Raw genomic sequence first — 21,688 nt, 5'->3', positions numbered from 1 at the left:
AGGTCTATCACAATGAATGATGAACAACGCTATAAACAAGGCATTGAGGTGCGGACTGAAGTTTTGGGTGAAAAACATGTTGGTCGGTCTTTGCAGAACCTAAATGACTTTAACCAGGATTTCCAAAATTTTATTAGCCGTTATGCATGGGGCGAAGTGTGGTCTCGCCCAGGCTTACCACGTCATACCCGTAGTTTAGTGACTATCGCAATTTTATTGGCACTGGGCCGCGAAGATGAACTACGCATGCATTTACGTGCTTGTTTCAACAACGGTGTAACTAAAGAAGATTTAAAAGAGCTGATCTTACACAGTTCACTCTATGCGGGTTTACCTGCTGCAAACGCTGCAATGCACATGGCTGAAGAAGTCTTTAAAGAGTTGGGGATAGAAGTAAACCCAATTGCAGCGAAAGAACAGGATTAAGGAGATAAAGATGTCACAACATAGCTGGGGTGCTTACGCCCAACGTAATACAGATGATCATCCACCAGCGTATACGCCAGGTTATAAAACAAGTGTATTACGTTCGCCAAAAAATGCATTGATCTCAATTAATGAGACTTTAACTGAAGTCACTGCGCCGCATTTTTCTTCAAACCTGTTTGGCCCAAAAGATAACGATTTGATTTTGAACTATGCCAAAGATGGTTTGCCAATTGGGGAGCGTGTCATTGTTCATGGCTATGTTCATGACCAATTTGGTCGTCCTGTAAAAAATGCACTTCTAGAAGTATGGCAGGCCAACGCTTCTGGTCGTTACCGTCATCCAAACGATAAGTTTATTGGTGCAATGGACCCTAACTTTGGTGGTTGTGGTCGTACCTTAACTGATGAAAACGGTTTTTATATTTTCCGTACCATTAAACCGGGTCCGTACCCATGGCGTAACCGTATTAATGAATGGCGTCCTGCACATATTCATTTCTCTTTAATTGCTGATGGTTGGGCTCAGCGTCTGATTTCGCAGTTTTATTTTGAAGGCGATACGCTCATTGATACTTGTCCGATCTTAAAAACGATTCCTTCTGAAGATCAACGTCGTGCCTTGATTGCACTAGAAGATAAAAACAACTTTATCGAAGCAGATAGCCGTTGTTACCGTTTTGACATCACTTTACGTGGACGTCGAGCGACTTACTTCGAAAATGATTTGACTTAATCGGGAGCACGAGCATGAACAACTGGAATTTTCAGGAATTAAAAGAAACTCCATCTCAAACAGGTGGTCCTTACGTTCACATTGGTTTATTGCCACAACAGGCCGGTATTGAAGTTTTTGAAAATAACTTTAATAACCAGTTGGTTCAAGACCAGACAAAAGGTGAGCGTATTCGTCTTGAAGGTCAAGTGTTTGACGGATTAGGTTTACCGCTACGTGATGTACTCATTGAGATTTGGCAGGCTGATGCGAACGGTATTTATCCAAGTCAGGCAGATACGCGTGAGCAAAAAGCTGACCCGGCATTTCAGGGTTGGGGCCGTACAGGTGCAGACTTTGAAACGGGTGTTTGGAGCTTTAATACAATTAAGCCGGGCGCGACAGCAGGCCGTAAAGGTTCAACTCAAGCACCTCATATTGCATTAGTCATTTTCGCTCGCGGTATTAACTTGGGTCTTCATACACGAGTTTATTTTGAAGATGAAGCAGAGGCAAATGCCAACGATCCGATTCTAAATAGCATTGAATGGGCACCACGTCGCCAAACACTTATTGCAAAACGTTTTGAAGAAAATGGTGAAGTTGTTTACCGCTTTGATATTCGTATTCAAGGCGATGACGAAACTGTATTTTTTGATATTTAAGAAACACCTAAGGCTACACCTGATTATTCAAGGATGCGTGTAGCCTTTTTAAGGATGAACATATGAACATGAAAACATTATTAAGCCTAAGTTTGCTTGCACTCCCATTTTTTACTGCACAGGTAAATGCTGAACCTGTTGCTTTAGCTGCTCAGACACAACCTGCCGCTACAGCCGTTAAAACGATTGTTCCGATTACTGCAACAAACAAAGAACAAGCTTTGGCACAAGCTCAAGTCATTGCAAATACAGCAGATGCTGATTTAGCAGAGTTCCGTATCGATTTATTAAGCTTTGCCAGCGATACAAAACAAGTCATTGCCTTAGGTCATGAGCTGAAAAAGATTTTAGGCAATAAGCCAATGATTGCCACTATTCGTACCAAAAATGAAGGTGGTCAGCTTGAAATTAGTGATGCTGATTATGGTAAGAATTATCAGGCTTATTTAAAAAATCCGTTCATGGACTGGTTAGATGTTGAAATGTTCCGTGATCAAAAAGTAGTTTCAGAAATTGTTCAAAAAGCACATCAAAAGAAAGTGCTGATTGTCATGTCTAATCACGACTTCCAAAAAACACCAAGCCAAGATGAAATTGAAAAACGCTTGTTAAAACAAGATCAAATGGGCGCAGATATTCTCAAAATTGCCGTAATGCCAAAATCTAAACAAGATGTTTTCACTTTAATGAACGCAACTTTAAAGGTAAGCCAGCAAACCACTAAACCATTATTGACAATGTCGATGGGGCAATTAGGTACGATTTCTCGTGTTGCGACTGCCAATATGGGCGGAAGTTATAGCTTTGGCATGATTGGTCAGGCTTCTGCACCGGGTCAAATTGATGTGACTAAGCTCAAACAGATTTTACAAACAGTTCAACCAACAAACCCATAAATCATAAGGATATGATGAAATGAATACATTACGTTTAACTACTCTTGCATTAGGTTTGATGGTTTCAGGCATAGCTGCGGCCCAAACTTATGTGGTTGACCGTTATCAAGATGATAGCAATAAAGGCTCTTTACGCTGGGCAATTGAACAAGCCAATGCAAACCCAAGCGAAGCTAGCGAAATTTTGATTCAAGCAGTAGGCAAAGCGCCTTATGCGATTAAATTAAATAGTGCACTTCCTGAGATTAAAGCACCTGTCAAAATCATTGGTACTCAGTGGGATAAAACTGGCGAATACATCGCAATTGATGGTTCAAACTATATTAAAGGCGAAGGTGCAAAAGCTTGTCCAGGTGCAAACCCTGAACAGTACGGCACCAATGTACGTACTATGACTTTACCAGGGTTGGTATTACGTGACGTCAACAATGTCACTTTAAAAGGTTTGGACATTCATCGCTTCTGTATTGGGGTATTGATTAACCGTTCAAGCAATAACCTGATTCAACATAACCGTATTAGTAATAACTACGGCGGTGCTGGTGTTATGTTGACGGGTGATGATGGTAAAGGTAACCCAACTGCAACCACGACTAATAACAACAAAGTCTTAGATAACATTTTCCAAGACAATGGTGATGGCTTAGAACTGACACGTGGTGCAGCATTTAACTTAATTGCGAATAACCATTTTGTTTCAACAAAAGCAAATCCTGAACCATCACAAGGTATTGAAATTTTGTGGGGTAATGACAATGCCGTAGTTGGTAATAAATTCGAAAACTATTCAGATGGTTTACAGATTAACTGGGGCAAACGTAACTATATCGCCTACAACGAAATGACCAATAACTCGATTGGTTTCAATATGACGGGTGATGGCAACATTCTTGATAGCAATAAAGTACATGGTAACCGTATTGGTGTAGCCATTCGCTCTGAAAAAGATGCAAATGCAAGAATTACATTGACTAAAAACCTGATTTGGGACAATGGTAAAGATATTAAACGTTGTGAAGCGGGTGGTTCATGTGTACCAGATCAGCGTTTAGGGGCAATTGTATTTGGAGTTCCTGCACTTGAGCATGCAGGATTTGTAGGTTCTCGTGGTGGTGGTGTGGTTGTCGACCCATCTAAACAACAAAAAACATGTACTCAGCCAAATCAACAGGACTGTAATGCTCAGCCGAATCAGGGTATTAAAGCTCCTAAGTTAACAGCGAATAAAGGTTCAGTTACAGTAGAAGTTAATGGCTTACCAAATCAACGCTATCAAGTTGAGTTTTTTGGCAACCAAAATACTGTATCAAAAGAAGCTGAGCAATATTTAGGAACAATAACAGTAGCTACAGATACCGAAGGTAAAGCAAAAGCCAATTGGAAACCAACAGTCAAAGTTGCCTCAATTACAGCAAATGTGACTGATCGCTTTGGTGCTACATCTGAACTCGGGTTTGTGCAAGTTAAATAACAAAAAATAAAGCGCCTCAAAACAGGGGCGCATTTCAGAAAAGACAAAAGGGACTTGAAATGCCAAATGTAATGAAATTGAGTGTGCTAACAATTGCTGTATTGGGCAGCCAATTTGCACTTGCAAATGAGCCGTGGTCACAAGACCGTCAATGGTTGCTTGGTGATTGGAATGGAAAACGCCAGCAATTAGAGCAACAGGGCTATAAATTTACTGCTTCTATTATGAGCCAAAGCGCCACCAATTTAGATGGTGGTTATAACGACAGCAATACTTTTGAAAATGCCGCACAACTTTCTTTAGGTGCAAACCTAGATTTAGAAAAAATTGCTGGTTGGAAAGATACAACAGCGAGCCTAGTCGTGACTAAACGTGACGGCAATGCATTAACTCTTGAGCGTATTAAAGACCCACGTTCTAGCCAATTGGGCAATGCTCAAGAAATTTATGGTCGCGGGAAAATTTGGCGTTTATCCCAAGCATGGGTGAAGAAGGGCTTTGTTGATAATACTGTACAGGTCAAATTTGGTCGTATGGGAATGTCAGAGGACTTTAATAGTTCTCAATGTGAGTTTCAGAACTTATTGCTTTGCGGTGGGCAGTTAGGAAAATCAATTGGTTCAATTTGGTATAACTCACCAGTCGGTGTTTGGGCGACAAACGTTAAATATCAGTTTGCACCTGAGTGGACTTTAGGCATTGGTGTGTATGAGGTCAATCCAGACAATATTAAAACCGAATCAAACAGTGATGGTTTTAATCTAGATATGAACAACGTGAAGGGCGCTACCATACCAGTTGAACTTGCATGGAAACCAAAACTTGCTGCTTTTAATGGTTTACCGGGTGAATATAAAGTAGGTGCGCTGTACTCAACCGCAGAAGCAAATGATATTAAAACTGCGGGTAAAGTGCATGACGGAAAACAAAGCTTCTGGATTAATGCACAGCAACAACTTAGCCATGCCGGCCAAGATCCGAAACGCGGTTTATATGTCAGTTTTAACGGCGTTGTAAATGATAAAGCAACGACTTTTGTTCAAAGTACACAACAACTTGCTCTTTGGTATAAGGGACCGTTTGATAGCCGTCCAAATGATTCGATTGGTTTTGGTATTGCCAATTATGTAGTCAATGACCGTGCTAAAGATAAACAGATCTCGACAAACGAAAGCCGCGGATACTATAGCTATGATTCGATTGCATCTGACTATATTCCAATTCAAGACGACGAGTTAAATGTCGAGTTGAACTATACCTATCAATGGTCTCCGGCCGTCATGTTACGTCCAAACATTCAATATATCCATCAACCTGCTGGTGTGAAAGAAGTCGATGATGCTTGGGTGGCAGGCCTGAGTGTAAAAGTTAATTTTTAATAATATTGATGGCTGGTTAGACATAGTTTAACTGGCCCAAATGCTTGAACTATTCGGGTTCAGTATATGTGGAGTAGGATCTATGTCTGAGTCAGATTCTAAGTTTCATATCTTATTCAAAATATGGTGTTTTATTTTAGGTTTAGCTTTATTGGCTACTGGTATTTTTTATATCGTGGGCGGTGGAAAGCTAGTATCTCTCGGTGGTTCTTGGTATTTCCTTATCTCAGGACTGTTTATAACCATTTCAGCAATTAGTATTTTCCGAAAAAAAGCGCTGGGCGTCTGGATTTTTGGGGCTGTTTTTGTTGGTACCGTAATTTGGTCACTCATTGATGCTGGATGGGAATTTTGGCCGTTATTCTCGCGGTTAATGTTTCCTGCTGGTCTTTTTGCTGCGTTGTTATTTACCTTACCTTCAATTCGACGCTACCAATTTCAAACTAGTTTGGCATCTTCAGCCTATGCAGTAGGTGGCTTAGTTGTTGTGGGTATGTTGATTGCGCTCTATCAAATGTTCCAACCGCATCCAACGGTCGCAAGTTCAGGTGAAAAACTACCTTTAGTGCCAGTTGACCCTGCAAAAAAACAGGTGAATTGGGAAAATTATGGTAATGATGCAGGCGGTAGCCGCTTTGTTGCTCTCGATCAAATTAACCGAGATAACGTTCATAAACTAAAAGAAGCATGGCGCTTTAGAACAGGTGATTTTACAACGGGTAGCGGTAATGGTGCCGAAGACCAAATGACGCCACTACAAGTTGGAAATAAAGTCTTTTTATGTACGCCACATAACAACATTTTTGCAATAGATGCCGACTCGGGCAAACAGATATGGAAAGCTGAGGTGAACTCAAAAGCCGATGCTTGGGAACGCTGCCGTGGTGTTGCATACTTCGATTCAACTAAACCACTGGTGCAACCAACTTTAGCTGGTGCAACTCCGGTCAATACTGTTGCCAGCAACACAGCCTGTCCACGCCGTGTATATACCAATACGCCAGATGGCCGTTTAATTGCAGTCAATGCAGATAATGGTCAGCGCTGTGCGGACTTTGGTGTAAATGGAACGGTTGATCTACTCGAAGGCTTAGGCGGTGGGACTAAGGCTCCACGTTTTGAAGTGACTTCTGCACCGACTATTGCCGGAACAACTATTGTGGTGGGTAGCCGTATTGCCGACAACGTGGCAGCAGATATGCCGGGTGGTGTAATACGTGGTTATGACGTGATTACGGGTAAACTTCGCTGGGCATTTGACCCGCGTAATCCAGATCCTAACTATGTTCTTAAACCGGGTGAAACTTATAAACGTAGTTCGGCAAACTCTTGGGCTGCAATGTCATATGATCCACAAATGAATACAGTGTTCCTACCGATGGGTAGTTCATCTGTCGACATTTGGGGGGGTAACCGTAATCCGTTAGATCACAAATACAATACTTCTGTTTTGGCACTTGATGCGACAACGGGTAAAGAAAAGTGGGTATATCAAACTGTTCATAATGACTTATGGGACTTTGACTTACCAATGCAACCAAGTCTAGTCGACTTTCCATTAAAAGATGGTACGACTAAGCCAGCTGTTGTGATTGGAACCAAATCAGGTCAATTCTTTGTCCTTGACCGCGTAACTGGTAAACCACTGACTAAAGTGATTGAACAACCAGTGAAAGCGGCAAATATTCCGGGTGAGCAATATAACTTAACTCAACCGCGTTCTGTTGAAATGCCTCAAATCGGTAATCAGACTTTAACCGAGTCAGATATGTGGGGTGCAACGCCGTTTGATCAGCTCATGTGCCGTATTAACTTTAAGTCAATGCGTTACGAAGGTTTATTTACTGCACCGGGTACTGATGTCTCATTAAGCTTCCCTGGTTCTTTAGGTGGCATGAACTGGGGTAGTATTGCTTTTGACCCGACACATCGTTACATGTTCGTAAATGATATGCGTCTTGGTTTATGGGTTCAACTCATTAAACAAACACCTGAAGACATTAAGATTCAGGCGAGTGGTGGCGAAAAAGTAAATACAGGTATGGGTGCTGTACCAATGAAAGGTACACCATATAAAGTGAATAAAAACCGCTTTATGTCCGCTTTAAGTATTCCTTGTCAAAAACCACCGTTTGGTACCATGACAGCAATTGACATGAAAACTCGTCAGATTGCATGGCAAGTACCACTTGGTACAGTTGAGGACACTGGACCACTTGGTATTAAGATGGGCTTGAAAGCACCGATTGGTATGCCAACTATTGGTGGGCCAATGGCAACTCAAGGTGGTTTAGTTTTCTTTGCTGCAACTCAAGATTATTACTTGCGTGCTTTTGATTCATCTACAGGTAAAGAGCTGTGGAAGTCACGTATGCCAGTAGGTAGTCAAGGTACACCAATCAGCTATGTTTCACCTAAAACAGGTAAACAATATGTAGTGGTTACCGCGGGTGGTGCACGACAGTCTCCGGACCATGGTGATTATGTGATCGCATATAGTTTAGAGAAATAATGAAAGAGGGCAAAAGGTTAAATTTTCTTTTGCCCTTATTTTTTTAATATCTTTTTTCTATTAGGGTGTTTGCGTAAATTCTGTAATTTTAGTGAGATAGCTTTACCAAATAGTAAAAAAGTGCTTGAAGTTATTGCTAAACTTAAAATATTCCTATAATTGATTTATCCTGAACACTAGATATAGCCGAACTATTAAGCATTTTTTTATAATGTTTTACCTATAAATAAAATTTCAAAATTTATTAAGTTTTGTTTAACTTAAAGTTGTGAATTTTAATTAAAAATAAACATTATTGAGTTTTTAACTCTAAAAAACAGGTTTTTTTTGTTGGAAAAACGAGCGTAAATATATACTTATATTATATTTAAATAATGTATTGCATTAAGATAGAATGGTCGGCGCAGGTTATTACTACCCAGTAATAATTTGTATTTCAGGAATTTAAGCTTTAATTGGCTTAAGGCTCATCTAACGATGGGCCTTTTTTTATGTGCTTTATATTTTAATTTTCTTGATAACTAGAAATAGCCTAAGTAATAGTAAATAAAACTATGAAAAATGAGTCTTTAATGACAATTTGGATATGATTTGTTAGATTAATGTCACTTGATAATAATAGGTGATGTAATGAGATTTTTAGTTCTTGCAACTTTATCCGGTTTGGCTTTAATGGGTTGTGCTTCTGTTCAACAAGCACCTAATACACAAGAAACCATTCGTTATGCTTCTAGTCCATGTTTCGGCGCATGCCCAATTTACTCAGTAGAAGTAACACCTACAGGTTTAATTCGTTTTGAAGGTAAGCAATATACAAAAGCAATTGGCGTTAAAGAAATTCAAGGTAGCGTAAAAGATTATCAAAAACTTGCTGATGAATTAAAAACTTATCGTCCGCAAACAGGAACTCAATCTAAAACTGCAGGTTGTCAGCAAACTGCGACCGATATGCCTAGCTATTACATCACCTGGATTCAACCCAATGGCACAGAAACAAAATTAAGCCATTACACAGGTTGTATCTCTCCAGCAAATAATAGATTAAATAAAGTTATGGAAAAATTACCTGAACAATTAGGCATTAAAGATCTAATTTAATGATAAAAGCCCCAAAATCTTGGGGCTTTTTCTTGTTAAGAAGAATTATAAACTTAAAAGTTTTATATTAAGTATTTCTAAAAGAATCAGCGTATAATACAGATTATAAAAACATATATTGTTAAGAGTGCTTATATGTCAAGTATTGTCTATGCCTTTGTGGGTGGTTTATTACTCGGTATCGCAACAGTTGGGTATTTATATATAAATGGTCGTATAGCTGGAATTAGTGGTTTACTTGCTCAATTCATTAGCCCATCTAGAGATATATTTAAAAGTTCTGCATTCTGGTTCATTGCAGGACTCGTGATTACACCTTTCATATATGGTTATTTCTATCAGCCTGAAATCGAAATTAAAGCCAATTCATTTGTACTTATTCTAGCAGGGTTACTTGTTGGTTTTGGTACTCGACTTGGATCAGGCTGTACAAGTGGGCATGGTATTTGTGGTATGAGCAGGCTATCAAAACGCTCAATAATAGCGACCGCAATTTTTATGTTTGCTGGCATGCTGACTGTTTATATTATTCGCCATGTGTTGGGGTAATCTTATGAAAAATATCTTTGCTTTTATATTTGGTGGTTTGTTTTCATTGGGGTTAATGATTTCTGGTATGTCTAACCCTGCAAAGGTTTTAGGGTTTCTAGATATTTTTGGGCAATGGGATATTAGCTTAATGTTTGTGATGCTAGGTGCTATTGCTGTGGCATTTATTCCGTTTCAAAGGGCCATTAAAAAACCAAAAACGATTTTTAATGAACAAATTCAATTACCAACAAATACACAGATTGACCAAAGGTTAATTGTAGGCGCTTTTATTTTCGGTATAGGCTGGGGAATAGCAGGTATATGTCCAGCGCCCGCTTTAACTCTTATTGGATTAGGGCATTTTGAAGCACTTTATTTTATTGTCGCGATGTTAGTAGGAATGTTTATTTACCGAATTTTAAATAAAGGAAATTAAAGCTATGCAACAACCTCTAGTAAAAGATTTTTTTGATGAAAATACCAATACTTTTAGCTATGTTGTTGCGGATTTAGCAACCCGTCAATGTGCAATTATTGATAGTGTGCTTGACTATGATGCTGCTTCGGCCACTACAAAAACAACTAATGCTGATCTGATCGTCGATTATGTCTTGGCGCAAAACTTCAAAGTACAATGGATTTTAGAAACCCATGTACATGCGGACCATATGACTGCGGCTCAATATTTAAAATCTAAATTGGGCGGTACAATTGCGATTAGTCAAAAAATCTCGGTAGTACAAGAAACATTTTCGGCTATTTATAATTTTGATTTTAAGAAATTCAATGAAAATCAGCCTTTTGATTATTTATTTGAAGATTATGAACATTTCAAAATAGGGGAGATAGAAGCCTATAACATTCCTACACCAGGGCATACACCTGCTTGTTTAAGCTATGTGATTGGTGATGCTGTTTTTGTCGGGGACACTTTATTTATGCCCGATTATGGTTCGGCTAGATGCGACTTTCCTAAAGGGAGTGCTGCTGCACTTTATGATTCGGTACAAAAGCTTTATACACTTCCCGACGACATGCGTATGTTTCTATGCCATGACTATAAGCCTGAAGGCCGTGACGAATATATCTGTCAAACAGATATAAAAACTCAAAAACAAAGCAATATCCATTTAAATCGACGAGTTTCCAAAGAATCATTCATAAAAATGCGTCAAGAAAGAGATGCTACTTTGGCAATGCCAAAATTAATTCTGCCTTCAATTCAAATTAATATGAACGGTGGAAATTTTCCGGAACTTGAAGCGAATGGCATCCGCTATTTAAAAATCCCATTTAATTACTTTTAGAAATAGCCTAAGCATACATTCTGATCGTTTTACTTATTCAAATAGCCTAAGCAAAAAATTAATCTTATGGAAATAGCCTAAGTGAGATTTAAAGAACTTGCCTTAAATCCCGCGCAGTCTCTTGCAATAGCGGCAAAATATGTTGAATTAAATATTCTTCAGTTGTTCTCATGGTTGGAGAAACAATGTTTAAAGCAGCAACCACTTTAAAATCTTGTCCATAAATCGGTACGGCGAGCGCATGAACACCTAATTCATGCTCTTCACGTGAATAACACCAATCTTGTTCTCGGATTTCTTTTAGTAACTCTAAAAATTTATCATTTTCGACATGCGTATATTTAGTTAAACGCTGAAGTGGATATTTTTGAAGCCAGTCCAATTGTTCTTCTTGGCTTAAATGTGCCAGTAAAATTTTACCCGCTGAAGTTGCATGAGCAGGTAAGCGGTTACCCAAATGCAAACCATATGGATTTACGCGGTCGGTTTGTTGATGCGCGGCACTACGGGCAATGGTAATGGCTTCATAACCATCAAGAACCATCACTGAATAAATAAGGGAAGTCTGGTTAGTTAACAGATTTAATAAAGGCTGGGACACTTTTGGAAGCTGAGCTGCACCTAAATAAGCTCCTGAAAATTTAAGAACCTTTGGGGTTAAATAGTAATAGTGGCCATCTGACTCAAGATATCCTAAATATTCTAATGTTAATAAATGGCGTCTTGCTGCCGCTCGGGTGAGCCCGGTTTTTTCAGCCGCCATAGAAATGTTTAAACGATGTTGATTACTACTAAAACTATCTAAAATCGCCATGCCTTTACCAATGCCAGCAATGTAATCTTCATGACGAATCGTTTTTTTGTTGTCCTGATTCTGGATTATCCGTTCATCTTTACTCATTACTGATCCTTGTACGATAGAAGCTTAGTAGATCAATTTGCTTTACTGAAAAAGTTTAATAATTTCATGTCGCAAAAATTGATGCCTTAAATTATCCCTTAAATCTTCGTGCCAAAACATACCCATTTTAATATTGGTCATCTCAAAAGGTAGAGAATGTAACCGAATCTTAGGGCTATAAGATAAATGCTGCAAAATCATACGGGGCATGGTGAGTATTGCGTCGGCTTGGGCTCCCAAGACTTGTAACGCGGTTGAGTAGTTTTGACAGCGCATAAATACATTTCTTGAAATTTTTTGGTGTTGGTTTAAATAAATATCTTCAAGTAAAGCGCCCGTACGGCGTGACGAAACACCAATGTGCCGACCACTGATGTAAGTAGATAAATCAACTTCTTTAAGTTGGCTGCAAATAACGAACTCATCTGTCACCAAATGATCAAAGGTAATTTTTGGAGATAAGTATTGTTCTAGATCAATCACGAAATCGAGCTGCTGTGTCGCCAAGTCCGCCATGATGTGTTTTCGATCTAGCTTCATACTCACAAACTGCAAATCTAAATTAAGATTTTGAAAATGTTGAGCTAACCTTGGAAGAATAATTGGCTCAATTTCATCATGCACGGCGATTTTTAAATTTTTTAAACTTATTGGATCAAAGACATGTTTTTGCTGGCTAATATTTTGAATAGTTAAAAGCGCCTGTTTCACTGTCGGATAAATTTGTTCTGCAAAAGGAGTAGCTGACATTTTATTGCCTACTCGTATGAATACATCATCTTCAAGTTGCTGGCGTAATCTTTGTAAAGCATGACTTGCTGCTGACTGCGTAATATTGAGACTACTTGCCGCATTTGAAATACTTTTTTGCTCATAAATCGCGATAAAAAGCGGATATAAATTAATATCAATTCGGTGAAAAAAACTTAGGTCTAGACCATGTAGGTTATGAATATTATTCATGACACGTTATTTAATAAAATCATTTCATTCATATTAAGTTTCAAGTTATGTTGATGTAAAGATCAGATAATGATGTAAAGGAAAAAGAATGTTTGAACTCTCCAAGAAAGCTCAAGATTTTGCTGAGCGAACTAAAAAATTTATTCAAGAAGAAATAGAACCTGTCGAAGCAAAATTTTGGGAAGAAGTTCACGAGTTAAATCCAGATGGAAACTGGAAAAAATGGCAGTGGCCTGAGCTTTTAGAAACTCTAAAATCTAAAGCCAAACAGGCAGGCCTTTGGAATATGTTTTTACCCGATGAAAAACTCGGTGCAGGGTTAACTGTTCAAGAATATGCGCATATTGCTGAATTAACTGGTCGTAGTTTATTAGCACCAACCGTTTTTAACTGTAATGCACCAGATACGGGAAATATGGAGGTGTTATGGCGCTATGGCAGTGAGCAGCAAAAACAGCAATGGTTAGAGCCTTTATTGGACGGAAAAATTCGCTCTGTTTTTTGCATGACTGAACCAGATGTTGCATCAAGTGATGCCACCAATATGCAAGCGACCGCACTCATCGATGGTAATGAAATTGTTTTAAATGGCAAAAAATGGTGGTCGTCTGGTTTAGGTGATCCAAATGCTAAAGTCATTATTTTTATGGCCCATACTCCAGATGAAACTAAAGACCGCCATCATCAACACTCTATGGTTTTAGTACCGATTGATACGGCGGGTGTTGAAATTCAACGTATGTTACCTGTGTTTGGTGACTACGATGCGCCGCATGGACATGGTGAGGTTCACTTTAATAATGTTCGAGTGCCTATTGAAAGCTTTATTGGTGGAGCGGGGCAAGGTTTTGAAATTGCACAAGGTCGTTTAGGGCCGGGGCGTATTCACCATTGCATGCGCTGTATCGGAGCTGCTGAAAAAGCACTAGAGCTTATGATTGATAGAGGCATGTCTAGAACGGCGTTTGGCAAAGAAATTCTAAAACTCGGTGGAAACCTCGAACGCGTAGCCGATGCGCGAGTAGCCATAGATCAAGCTAGACTTTTAACCTTGTATGCTGCTTATAAAATGGATACTTTAGGAAACATGGCCGCTTTAACAGAAATATCTGCAATTAAAGTAGTCGCTCCAAGCGTATTAGAAAAAGTAGTCGACATGGCAATTCAGCTACATGGCGGTGCGGGCGTTTCAAGAGATACGCCATTAACAGGTTTCTTTGCCCAAGCACGCAGTTTACGTTTAGCTGATGGTCCAGATGAAGTACATAAAGGCATGATTGCTAAATTAGAGTTGGCCAAACGTGGTTATGGTCGTCATAAGAAAGTATAAGTTTAAAGGAAGTGAATATGTCGGTAATTGATGTAGGCGGTGAAGTACGTGATGGTGAAGAACTTGATATTGGGGCAGTTGAAAACTGGTTAAAAAACCAAGGTGTTGAGCTAGTTGGTTCAGCAGTGGTTACTCAATATACGGGCGGGGCGTCGAATTGGACTTATCGTTTAAAGTATGAAAATACGGATTTAATTTTACGACGTCCACCAAAAGGAACAAAAGCCAAGTCAGCCCACGATATGGCCCGTGAATATATGGTGCAGAAAAACCTTGCCCCTTATTATCCAGTTCTTCCTAAAATGGTAGCGCTTTGTCAGGATGAAACCGTTATTGGCTGTGATTTTTATGTCATGGAACGCATTGAAGGAATTATTCCTCGTGCAAAATTACCGCCTGAGCTTGGCTTTACTGAAGAAGATGTTCATGAGCTTTGTGTAAACGTTATTGATAAATTGATTGAGTTACATCAAGTTCCTTATGAGAACACGCCTTTAGCTGAACTAGGTAAAGGTACAGGATATTGCCGTAGACAAGTTGAGGGTTGGGATAAACGCTATCAAAAAGTCCGCACAATCAACGTTCCTTCTTTTAAATATGTTCGAAAATGGCTAAACGATAATATCCCTCAAGACTCTACGACTTGTATTATTCACAATGATTGGCGTTTTGATAATGTGATTTTAGATCCAAAACATCCAACTGAAGTGATTGGGGTGCTGGATTGGGAAATGGCGACTTTGGGTGATCCTCTAATGGATTTAGGTAGCGCTTTGGCCTATTGGGTTGAGCCCACGGATAATATGATTTTTAGATCGACACGCCGTCAGCCTACTCACTTAAAGGGAATGTTCTCTCGTAAAGAAGTCGTTGACTATTATTTGCAAAAAACAGGTCTAAAACCTCAAAACTGGACTTTTTATGAAGTCTTCGGTGTATTCCGTTTAGCCGTGATTGCTCAGCAAATCTATTATCGTTATTACCATAAACAAACCCGAAACCCTGCTTTTAAAGATTTCTGGATTGTCATTCATGCACTACATATCAGAGCTTTAAAACTTATCGCCCAGCAAAAATTGCAAGAATCGGAATTTGCTCAGCAATCTCTACAGAAAATACAGGGTATTTTAAGAAGATGACCACAATTTATCTGGTAAGGCATGGACAGGCATCATTTGGTAAAAGTAACTATGATGAGTTGTCTGAAAATGGTGAAGCTCAAGCGACTTTATTAGGCCAATATTTTAAGAAAATATTGAAAGAACAACCTTATGTAGTTGCAGGAACTATGCAGCGCCATGAACAAACTGCACAGCTTGCACTAAAAGAATGTTTTCCAGATGCGGTAATTCATCATAATAATTTATGGAATGAGTTTAACCATCAACAGGTTTTTGCCCGTTATGAGCCGCGTTTTGAACAGCCTGAACTGTTAAAAGCCGATGTCGCAAAAGAGCATAACCCTCGCGCGTATCTTGCCAAAATCTTTGAAGGTGCGATTGAACGATGGACCGAAGGCGATTTTCATCATGAATATGATGAGTCTTGGCCGCATTTTAAAAATAGAGTCGAAACGGCGCTACAGCAACTTTGTGATGAGTTGGCAAAAACCAAACCTCGTTATGCAGTCGTTTTTACCTCGGGTGGTGTGATTTCGGTAGCAATTGGCAAGCTGCTTGAACTGAGCCCTAATCGAACTTTTGCTTTGAATTGGGCAATTACCAATACAAGCCTCACGACTTTACGTTTAGTTGGAAATGAAGCTCAGGTTTTAAGTTTAAATGAACACCATTTTATAAAAGCTGAGCGTCCAGATTTACTGACATGGATTTAAAATAAGGATAAAAGCATGGCGAAGACAATTTTAATTACAGGTGCAAGTTCTGGTTTAGGCGCAGGTATGGCGCATGAATTTGCAGCAAAAGGTTATAACTTGGCGATTTGTGCACGCCGTTTAGACAGATTGGAAGATTTAAAAACGGAACTTGAGAATCAGTACGGTATTAAAGTCATTGCGAAAAGTCTGGACGTTACCAATTACGATCAGGTTTTTGAAGTTTTTCGTGCCTTTAAACAAGAATTTGGCTATTTAGACCGAATTATTGTAAATGCCGGAGTCGGAAATGGTCGCCGTATTGGTAAAGGTAATTTTGAAATTAACAGAGCCACGGCCGAAACAAACTTTATCTCTGCTTTAGCACAGTGTGAGGCAGCGATTGAAATTTTTAGAGCGCAAAATGCAGGTCATTTGGTGGTCATGTCGTCTATGAGTGCGATGCGTGGGTTACCAAAACATTTATCGACCTATGCGGCAAGTAAAGCTGCCGTTGCTCACTTGGCCGAGGGTATTCGTGCTGAATTACTTGATACCCCAATTAAAGTCTCAACCATTTTCCCGGGTTACATCCGAACTGAAATGAATGAAGGTGCTAAACATCTACCTTTTGAAGTCGACGCCAAAACAGGGTGTAAAGCTTTAGTCAAAGCGATCGAAAAACAACCTGTAAAAGCTTATGTACCGCAGTGGCCGTGGTTACCAATGAGTATTGCCATGAAGGTTTTACCTTTGAGATTGGTTAATAAATTAGGATAAAAAATTACCCCCTAAAATTAGGGGGTAATTTTTATTTAGAATTTTTTGGTGTAATTGACGAATAAACGGTCTTCGCCAAAGTCATTCCCATGTTTTACATTGTAATCAATACGAATATATTGCAGGGCCACGCCTTTTAGGAAAGGTTGCTGAAATGCATAGTTTAAAATCACATTAGACTCAGTTTCGTGGTTTTTCTCACCATTAGCTGCTTTAAAGTCATGACCGTAAACATATTTCACCATCGCGTTTAAGCCAGGTACATAATCTTTAAAGTCATAGCCATACATGACATGGTAAGACTTTTCATCCTCTTTAAAGAAACCTGTAGCATTCCAGTTAATGAAATAAGTTTCTGGTAAGAAGCCATCTGGTAATGGGTAAGCCGACTCTCCAATAATTTGTTGGTAACCCAAACCAAAGGTATGGTTTTTTACTTTAACGGTTTCAAGTAACCCAATGTTCTGGGCATCAATATCAAAGGTATTGCCGTCATCTTTTGCATTAAAGTATTTAAATTTGGAGGTCAGGGCAAAAGTTGGTTGTTTCCACGTATGCTCAAGCCCTACATAGTGTTTATTGTAGAGATCTTCTAAATTACCAAAATAATATTCACCCTTCAAAGACGGCGTAAATTGATAGCGCAGGTCAATATAATTTAAGCCATCAGATTCTTTGGTAATTCCATTTGCTGTGAACGAAAACTTTTTAAAATCTTCTTCATTTCGTGGCGAGACTTTTTCAACTCGACCAATTTCTGCATAGAGTTGATCTGAAAGTTGTGACTTAAGATTGGTTCCCCAATACGAAGTGAGTAACTGACGACTAGCATCTACGGCAGTGACGGGTAAATCTAGCCAGAGTTCACCGACACTTAAAAGTGTTTTGTTATAACCTAGTTTTAAAGTCGCGCCGTATTTTAGATAATCAGATGCTTGAGATTGCGTTTCTTTATTAAAAGGCAAAACTGTATCTGCGACATGTTTGTCTGAACTCAAACGTACGGCGTATTGAACGGAAGCATCAGCTCCAATCGTAATAGGTTTATCTGCTATGACTAGTGGAGTGTCATGCATTTTCGACTTATAAAATAATGACGCTGCCTGAGACCAACTACCAGTATCTTTAAGGGCGTCATTATCAAAATCACGATTGATATAGGCATTTTTTAAAGTGAATTTCCACTCATCTTCAGTTTGCTGATTTGGATTTGCAGCCCAAGAACTGCTACACATAATAAATAAAGTGGCAAAAGCTAAAGTGTGTGGTTTAAAACGGTGAAATAATTCCATAATCCATTTCCAAGATATATGCCAGTCCTCGGCATTACGTATTGTGAAATATTGGTGTGGTGTTCCCTAAATTGTTTAAAGGGAACTCCTGTTTTTATAAGTGGCTGTTGCTTCAATTAACGTAATTTTTCAAGCTTCATGCTTTCACTAAAGGATTTACAGCCTTTAAAAAGTAGAGCCAAAGCCAGTACACAGGACAAACCACCCACAATAGATAAAGAAGAACCCACCATTAATGGATTGCCAAAAACCTTATCTGTAATAATTGCGACTAATGTTGTACCAACACCTAGTCCAATTAAGTTACTTACCAAAAGGAATAGGGCAGAAAGGCGTGCTCTAAATTGGTTGGGGGCTAACATTTGCAATGCTGTTGCCGAAATCACAAGTGGGAAAGAGGCAAAGAACATTGCAGGAATGAGCAAAGTTACTGAAAGCCAGAGTTGATCTGTTTGGGTGAAAAATGCAATTGGAATAATCAGGCCAACAATACCAATCACCCCCGTGAACATCGGTGCATCTTGGCGTCCTTTTTTAATAAACCAGTCGTTTAGCCAGCCTGCACAAAATACGCCTAATGTATTTGCGACTAACAGAATCGTACCGAGCATATAGCCTGTTTCAGTCGGCGCGAGTTGAAACTTACGAATATAAAATGCAGGTGTCCAGCTAGTTAGGCTATAGAGTGCCATTGCATAAAAGGTAAAACCTAAATAGTGACAAGCAAAAGTTTTTGCATGTTTCTTGATAAACTGAAGGCACTGCGTGAATTTAACTTGGTCAACTTGTCCGCTTTGGTTGAGCTGTTGTCCTTTACGTGCAGGATCTTTAACTGTCAAAATAAACAGCAAACCAATAATAATGCCGGGTAATCCCACCACTAAAAAGGCAATTTGCCATGCCTTGAGTGCACCTAATAAAGGAACTTCAATGAGTGTCACGCCTTTAAGTAGGTTAATCACGTAACCTCCAACTAAAAAGGCGATACCTCCACCTAAGAAAGCACCAATTGAATAGATCCCGACCGCGCGGCCTAGTTTGTCTTTACTAAACATGTCACTAAACATTGAATAGGCCGCTGGAGATAAAGCTGCTTCACCAACGCCCACAGCCATACGGCTTAGGAATAGTTGAATAAAGTTTTTACTTAAACCGCAAGTTGCTGTTGCTAAGCTCCAGACAATAATCCCGATTGAAATCAGTTTTGGTCGGGAAAAACGGTCGGCAATATAGGCTAATGGTAAGCCCATCACAGCGTAGAATAGTGAAAAGGCAAGGCCATGTAACAAGCTAAATTGAGTATCTGAAAGTTGAAGGTCTGCTTTGATGGGTTCAATCATCAACGCTAGAATTTGACGGTCAATAAATGAAAAAATATAGGCCAACATACAAAGTATGACCACATACCATGCATATGCATTGGTTTTCTTTTGTGTCCTTTCAACAGCGATATTACTTTGGTTCATACACTTAATCCTTATGTATAAAACGCTTTAAAGAAATTGATCTCTAGCTTCTATTCATCCTCAAAATTTTTGATACGTCCCCATTTGAAATGAATAATGAAACGGCTAGAAATGATTGAATTTGGTTTGGTAAGGGGCCTTGAAGAAGGTGACTTAACACAAACGGAAATAGTTATGCTGACTAGATTATTGAATTATTATTTTCTTTTTATATGTAAAATTCCATTACTTGTTGAGTATGTTTAGATACCTAAAAAGTATGTTAAGTGAGCTATTGGGAGGGTTTAATTGTTTTAAGTATTTGAATTTAATAAATTTTATTATTTATATTGGATTTTTTTATAGTGAGCAGCTAAAGAAAGACTAGCTTTAACTGCTCTAGAGACAAGTTAATTTAGTGTCGATGGAAATAATTAACTTGATGGCATGAGATCAAATAACTTTTTTAACTGATGATTTAGGTTATGCAGTTCATCTTCTGAAAAAGCATTGAGGATCCCCGCTAAGGTAACCACACTAATTTGGTTAATCTGTTCAACCAGCTCAACACCTTTAGCCGTTAATTTCACCATCGAAATCCGTTCATCAGCGGTAGAAGAATAGACTTCCACAATTCCATCTTCTACCAAACGATATACAGCCTTTGTTGCTGTTGTGAGTTTTAAAGTAGAAAGATTGGCAATGTCAGTGATACTGGCTTCCCCAAGCGCATTGGTACTTAAAATAATTTTGCGGCGAGTATTATCAATGCCAAGTTTCTTTATAGATTTTTCAATAAGTTGTGAATATTTACCATTAACTTGGGAAATCCAGAAAAAGGGGAAGTTTTGAATACTCGACGGTTCTTTATTGGGAAGAAATTGTTCTAAATGATCAAGCATAGCTAAGCAATAACTTAGTAAAAAAAGGGTAATTCTATTATAAACAAAATTTTGCATATTTCCTTGAACGCACATTAGAAAAATTACTTGACAATTCCATTAAATTTTCTGATATTTTAATTAATGGATAAAAATACATGGAAAAGTGAATGAATATTATTAGCCAAAGTGTGCACAAAGGAAGTGGCAAGCTCAAGGTGATGGTGAAGGACACAATTGATATTCAAGGTCTAAAAACCATTGCTGGCAGTAAAGCTTTATTAGAAGTTGAACCTGCGCACGATGATGCAGAGGTGGTTAAAAACATCTTAAAAGCTGATTGCGAAATTATTGGCAAGACAAATTTGCACGAATTGGCTTTTGGAATTACAGGTATTAACCACGCTTTTGGTACACCTATTAACCCTAAATATCCTGAACTTATTCCAGGTGGGTCTTCGAGTGGTTCGGCTGCAGCCGTCGCTGCAAAACAAGCTGATTTTACTTTAGGGACAGACACTGGCGGCTCAATTCGTATGCCCGCTGCGTGCTGTGGAGTTTATGGTTTAAAACCGACTTTCGGTCGGGTAAGTCGCGAAGGTGTATACCCGCCGTCAAGTTCTTTAGATTGCGTTGGTCCTTTTGCAAATTCAGTCGAGATGATTGAAAAAGCCATGCAAATTATTAATCCAACTTTTAAGCCGGCTGAATGCACTCGTACACCAAAACTTGCGCTGCTCAATGTCAAAGCAGATGAGGTTGTTTGGAACTGTATTTATCAAGCACTTCAAAAAGCGAATTTAGAGACCGTTTTAGAAAAAGTTGAACATTTTGAAGCAGCTTATGATGCAGGCATGCAGATTATTAACTATGAAAACTGGCAAGCTTTTGGTGAGTTAACCCAAACAGGCTTAATTGGTTCTGATGTAAATAATCGTTTATTAAAAGCAGCCCAAACCACTTTAGAGCAAGTAAAGCAAGCAGAAGTTGTGAAAGCGCAGCTAACAAAGGAACTCGATGCTTTATTAGAAAAATATGATGCATTGGTTCTGCCGACACTTCCACAAATTCCACCAAAAGTTTCTGAAGCTGAAAACACGGTCGCTTTTTTGAACCTAACCGGTTTAGTTCGACCATTTAATTTATCAGGACATCCAGCCATTTCAGTGCCACTTGAAACCAGTGAAGGTTTGCCTGTGGGCTTACAGATCGTATCAAAGCATCAAAAAGATGAGCAATTATGTGCAATAGCTAAATTTTGTGTTGATGCAATGCAATAAATT

Annotated in this window: 21 protein-coding genes; 16 read left to right on the top strand and 5 right to left on the bottom strand. The window is 38.9% G+C overall.

From position 1 onward, the window contains the following. The first annotated feature begins 12 nt into the window (after positions 1 to 12). The 11 genes from pcaC to KNQ97_RS08245 all read left to right on the top strand — a co-directional run bounded on the left by pcaC (position 13) and on the right by KNQ97_RS08245 (position 11,000). Positions 13 to 426 carry a 4-carboxymuconolactone decarboxylase gene (pcaC, locus tag KNQ97_RS08295; protein WP_000997505.1) on the top strand — a complete coding sequence of 138 codons (414 nt, stop codon included), beginning with the start codon at positions 13 to 15 and terminating at the stop codon, positions 424 to 426. Between the two features lie 10 nt (positions 427 to 436). Then, on the top strand, positions 437 to 1,162 hold the full coding sequence (gene pcaH / locus KNQ97_RS08290) for a protocatechuate 3,4-dioxygenase subunit beta (RefSeq protein WP_253612069.1): 726 nt from the start codon (positions 437 to 439) through the stop codon (positions 1,160 to 1,162). A gap of 14 nt (positions 1,163 to 1,176) precedes the next feature. Then, a complete protein-coding gene (gene pcaG, locus KNQ97_RS08285) occupies positions 1,177 to 1,806 on the top strand; it encodes a protocatechuate 3,4-dioxygenase subunit alpha (RefSeq protein WP_001067206.1) in 630 nt (209 codons plus the stop codon). 68 nt (positions 1,807 to 1,874) lie between these two features. Further along, a complete protein-coding gene (gene aroD, locus KNQ97_RS08280) occupies positions 1,875 to 2,702 on the top strand; it encodes a type I 3-dehydroquinate dehydratase (RefSeq protein ID WP_253612135.1) in 828 nt (275 codons plus the stop codon). A 19-nt stretch (positions 2,703 to 2,721) separates the two neighbouring features. Then, positions 2,722 to 4,173, top strand: coding sequence for a nitrous oxide reductase family maturation protein NosD (locus tag KNQ97_RS08275; protein ID WP_253612068.1), 1,452 nt, complete (start codon positions 2,722 to 2,724; stop codon positions 4,171 to 4,173). A gap of 59 nt (positions 4,174 to 4,232) precedes the next feature. Then, positions 4,233 to 5,552 carry a carbohydrate porin gene (locus KNQ97_RS08270; protein WP_253612067.1) on the top strand — a complete coding sequence of 440 codons (1,320 nt, stop codon included), beginning with the start codon at positions 4,233 to 4,235 and terminating at the stop codon, positions 5,550 to 5,552. Positions 5,553 to 5,634: 82 nt separating this feature from the next. Beyond that, on the top strand, positions 5,635 to 8,064 hold the full coding sequence (locus KNQ97_RS08265; RefSeq protein ID WP_253612066.1) for a glucose/quinate/shikimate family membrane-bound PQQ-dependent dehydrogenase: 2,430 nt from the start codon (positions 5,635 to 5,637) through the stop codon (positions 8,062 to 8,064). A gap of 630 nt (positions 8,065 to 8,694) precedes the next feature. Next, positions 8,695 to 9,162, top strand: a complete 468-nt coding sequence (locus KNQ97_RS08260) for a DUF6438 domain-containing protein (protein ID WP_001211835.1) — start codon at positions 8,695 to 8,697, stop codon at positions 9,160 to 9,162. Positions 9,163 to 9,297: 135 nt separating this feature from the next. After that, positions 9,298 to 9,711 (top strand): YeeE/YedE family protein, encoded by a 414-nt coding sequence (locus tag KNQ97_RS08255; RefSeq protein ID WP_000095338.1) that lies wholly within the window; start codon positions 9,298 to 9,300, stop codon positions 9,709 to 9,711. A gap of 4 nt (positions 9,712 to 9,715) precedes the next feature. Then, complete coding sequence (locus KNQ97_RS08250; RefSeq protein ID WP_000789128.1) at positions 9,716 to 10,129, top strand: DUF6691 family protein; 414 nt, start codon at positions 9,716 to 9,718, stop codon at positions 10,127 to 10,129. Between the two features lie 4 nt (positions 10,130 to 10,133). After that, positions 10,134 to 11,000, top strand: a complete 867-nt coding sequence (locus KNQ97_RS08245; protein WP_001187026.1) for an MBL fold metallo-hydrolase — start codon at positions 10,134 to 10,136, stop codon at positions 10,998 to 11,000. A gap of 88 nt (positions 11,001 to 11,088) precedes the next feature. Here the strand turns inward: KNQ97_RS08245 and pcaU are convergent, their stop codons facing one another. Beyond that, positions 11,089 to 11,901: an IclR family transcriptional regulator PcaU gene (gene pcaU, locus KNQ97_RS08240; protein WP_000030961.1), complete on the bottom strand. Its 813-nt coding sequence runs from the start codon at positions 11,899 to 11,901 to the stop codon at positions 11,089 to 11,091. Positions 11,902 to 11,943: 42 nt separating this feature from the next. After that, a complete protein-coding gene (locus KNQ97_RS08235) occupies positions 11,944 to 12,864 on the bottom strand; it encodes a LysR family transcriptional regulator (protein ID WP_118978026.1) in 921 nt (306 codons plus the stop codon). 88 nt (positions 12,865 to 12,952) lie between these two features. Between KNQ97_RS08235 and KNQ97_RS08230 the strand changes: the two genes are divergently transcribed. The 4 genes from KNQ97_RS08230 to KNQ97_RS08215 are packed head-to-tail and all read left to right on the top strand — an operon-like array spanning position 12,953 to position 16,787. Continuing rightward, positions 12,953 to 14,194, top strand: coding sequence for an acyl-CoA dehydrogenase family protein (locus KNQ97_RS08230; protein WP_118978027.1), 1,242 nt, complete (start codon positions 12,953 to 12,955; stop codon positions 14,192 to 14,194). A 17-nt stretch (positions 14,195 to 14,211) separates the two neighbouring features. After that, the gene (locus KNQ97_RS08225) at positions 14,212 to 15,333 is read left to right on the top strand and encodes a phosphotransferase family protein (protein WP_118978028.1); all 1,122 of its coding nucleotides are present in this window, start codon (positions 14,212 to 14,214) and stop codon (positions 15,331 to 15,333) included. Continuing rightward, the gene (locus tag KNQ97_RS08220; protein ID WP_000208318.1) at positions 15,330 to 16,028 is read left to right on the top strand and encodes a histidine phosphatase family protein; all 699 of its coding nucleotides are present in this window, start codon (positions 15,330 to 15,332) and stop codon (positions 16,026 to 16,028) included. Before KNQ97_RS08225 ends, KNQ97_RS08220 begins: the two co-directional genes overlap by 4 nt. Positions 16,029 to 16,043: 15 nt before the next feature. Further along, positions 16,044 to 16,787: an SDR family oxidoreductase gene (locus tag KNQ97_RS08215; RefSeq protein ID WP_001140447.1), complete on the top strand. Its 744-nt coding sequence runs from the start codon at positions 16,044 to 16,046 to the stop codon at positions 16,785 to 16,787. A 35-nt stretch (positions 16,788 to 16,822) separates the two neighbouring features. On the opposite strand, the gene KNQ97_RS08210 is transcribed toward KNQ97_RS08215, so the two are convergent. The 3 genes from KNQ97_RS08210 to KNQ97_RS08200 all read right to left on the bottom strand — a co-directional run bounded on the left by KNQ97_RS08210 (position 16,823) and on the right by KNQ97_RS08200 (position 20,426). Next, positions 16,823 to 18,079 (bottom strand): OprD family outer membrane porin, encoded by a 1,257-nt coding sequence (locus KNQ97_RS08210; protein WP_253612064.1) that lies wholly within the window; start codon positions 18,077 to 18,079, stop codon positions 16,823 to 16,825. A gap of 116 nt (positions 18,080 to 18,195) precedes the next feature. Further along, entirely contained in the window at positions 18,196 to 19,545 is a 1,350-nt protein-coding gene (locus tag KNQ97_RS08205) for an MFS transporter (RefSeq protein ID WP_001076619.1), read from the bottom strand. Positions 19,546 to 19,958: 413 nt separating this feature from the next. Beyond that, complete coding sequence (locus KNQ97_RS08200; RefSeq protein ID WP_000884019.1) at positions 19,959 to 20,426, bottom strand: MarR family winged helix-turn-helix transcriptional regulator; 468 nt, start codon at positions 20,424 to 20,426, stop codon at positions 19,959 to 19,961. Between the two features lie 149 nt (positions 20,427 to 20,575). Here KNQ97_RS08200 and KNQ97_RS08195 point away from each other — a divergent pair, with 149 nt between their 5' ends. Next, a complete protein-coding gene (locus KNQ97_RS08195) occupies positions 20,576 to 21,685 on the top strand; it encodes an amidase (RefSeq protein ID WP_253612063.1) in 1,110 nt (369 codons plus the stop codon). The last annotated feature ends 3 nt before the right edge of the window (positions 21,686 to 21,688 follow it).

Origin of the sequence: Acinetobacter sp. UC24323 (assembly GCF_024151445.1) — a bacterium.
Taxonomy (GTDB): domain Bacteria; phylum Pseudomonadota; class Gammaproteobacteria; order Pseudomonadales; family Moraxellaceae; genus Acinetobacter; species Acinetobacter baumannii.
This window is presented reverse-complemented; position numbering and strand designations above follow the sequence as displayed.

Excerpts from the sequence above, each read along its gene's own strand:
- KNQ97_RS08255 (WP_000095338.1), top strand. The coding sequence starts at position 9,298 with ATGTCAAGTATTGTCTATGCCTTTGTGGGTGGTTTATTACTCGGTATC.
- KNQ97_RS08245 (WP_001187026.1), top strand. The coding sequence starts at position 10,134 with ATGCAACAACCTCTAGTAAAAGATTTTTTTGATGAAAATACCAATACT.
- KNQ97_RS08275 (WP_253612068.1), top strand. The coding sequence starts at position 2,722 with ATGAATACATTACGTTTAACTACTCTTGCATTAGGTTTGATGGTTTCA.
- KNQ97_RS08260 (WP_001211835.1), top strand. The coding sequence starts at position 8,695 with ATGAGATTTTTAGTTCTTGCAACTTTATCCGGTTTGGCTTTAATGGGT.
- KNQ97_RS08265 (WP_253612066.1), top strand. The coding sequence starts at position 5,635 with ATGTCTGAGTCAGATTCTAAGTTTCATATCTTATTCAAAATATGGTGT.
- KNQ97_RS08250 (WP_000789128.1), top strand. The coding sequence starts at position 9,716 with ATGAAAAATATCTTTGCTTTTATATTTGGTGGTTTGTTTTCATTGGGG.
- pcaC (WP_000997505.1), top strand. The coding sequence starts at position 13 with ATGAATGATGAACAACGCTATAAACAAGGCATTGAGGTGCGGACTGAA.
- KNQ97_RS08210 (WP_253612064.1), bottom strand. The coding sequence starts at position 18,079 with ATGGAATTATTTCACCGTTTTAAACCACACACTTTAGCTTTTGCCACT.
- pcaH (WP_253612069.1), top strand. The coding sequence starts at position 437 with ATGTCACAACATAGCTGGGGTGCTTACGCCCAACGTAATACAGATGAT.
- pcaU (WP_000030961.1), bottom strand. The coding sequence starts at position 11,901 with ATGAGTAAAGATGAACGGATAATCCAGAATCAGGACAACAAAAAAACG.
- KNQ97_RS08215 (WP_001140447.1), top strand. The coding sequence starts at position 16,044 with ATGGCGAAGACAATTTTAATTACAGGTGCAAGTTCTGGTTTAGGCGCA.
- pcaG (WP_001067206.1), top strand. The coding sequence starts at position 1,177 with ATGAACAACTGGAATTTTCAGGAATTAAAAGAAACTCCATCTCAAACA.
- KNQ97_RS08225 (WP_118978028.1), top strand. The coding sequence starts at position 14,212 with ATGTCGGTAATTGATGTAGGCGGTGAAGTACGTGATGGTGAAGAACTT.
- KNQ97_RS08205 (WP_001076619.1), bottom strand. The coding sequence starts at position 19,545 with ATGAACCAAAGTAATATCGCTGTTGAAAGGACACAAAAGAAAACCAAT.
- KNQ97_RS08235 (WP_118978026.1), bottom strand. The coding sequence starts at position 12,864 with ATGAATAATATTCATAACCTACATGGTCTAGACCTAAGTTTTTTTCAC.
- KNQ97_RS08200 (WP_000884019.1), bottom strand. The coding sequence starts at position 20,426 with ATGCTTGATCATTTAGAACAATTTCTTCCCAATAAAGAACCGTCGAGT.
- KNQ97_RS08220 (WP_000208318.1), top strand. The coding sequence starts at position 15,330 with ATGACCACAATTTATCTGGTAAGGCATGGACAGGCATCATTTGGTAAA.
- KNQ97_RS08270 (WP_253612067.1), top strand. The coding sequence starts at position 4,233 with ATGCCAAATGTAATGAAATTGAGTGTGCTAACAATTGCTGTATTGGGC.
- KNQ97_RS08195 (WP_253612063.1), top strand. The coding sequence starts at position 20,576 with ATGAATATTATTAGCCAAAGTGTGCACAAAGGAAGTGGCAAGCTCAAG.
- aroD (WP_253612135.1), top strand. The coding sequence starts at position 1,875 with ATGAAAACATTATTAAGCCTAAGTTTGCTTGCACTCCCATTTTTTACT.
- KNQ97_RS08230 (WP_118978027.1), top strand. The coding sequence starts at position 12,953 with ATGTTTGAACTCTCCAAGAAAGCTCAAGATTTTGCTGAGCGAACTAAA.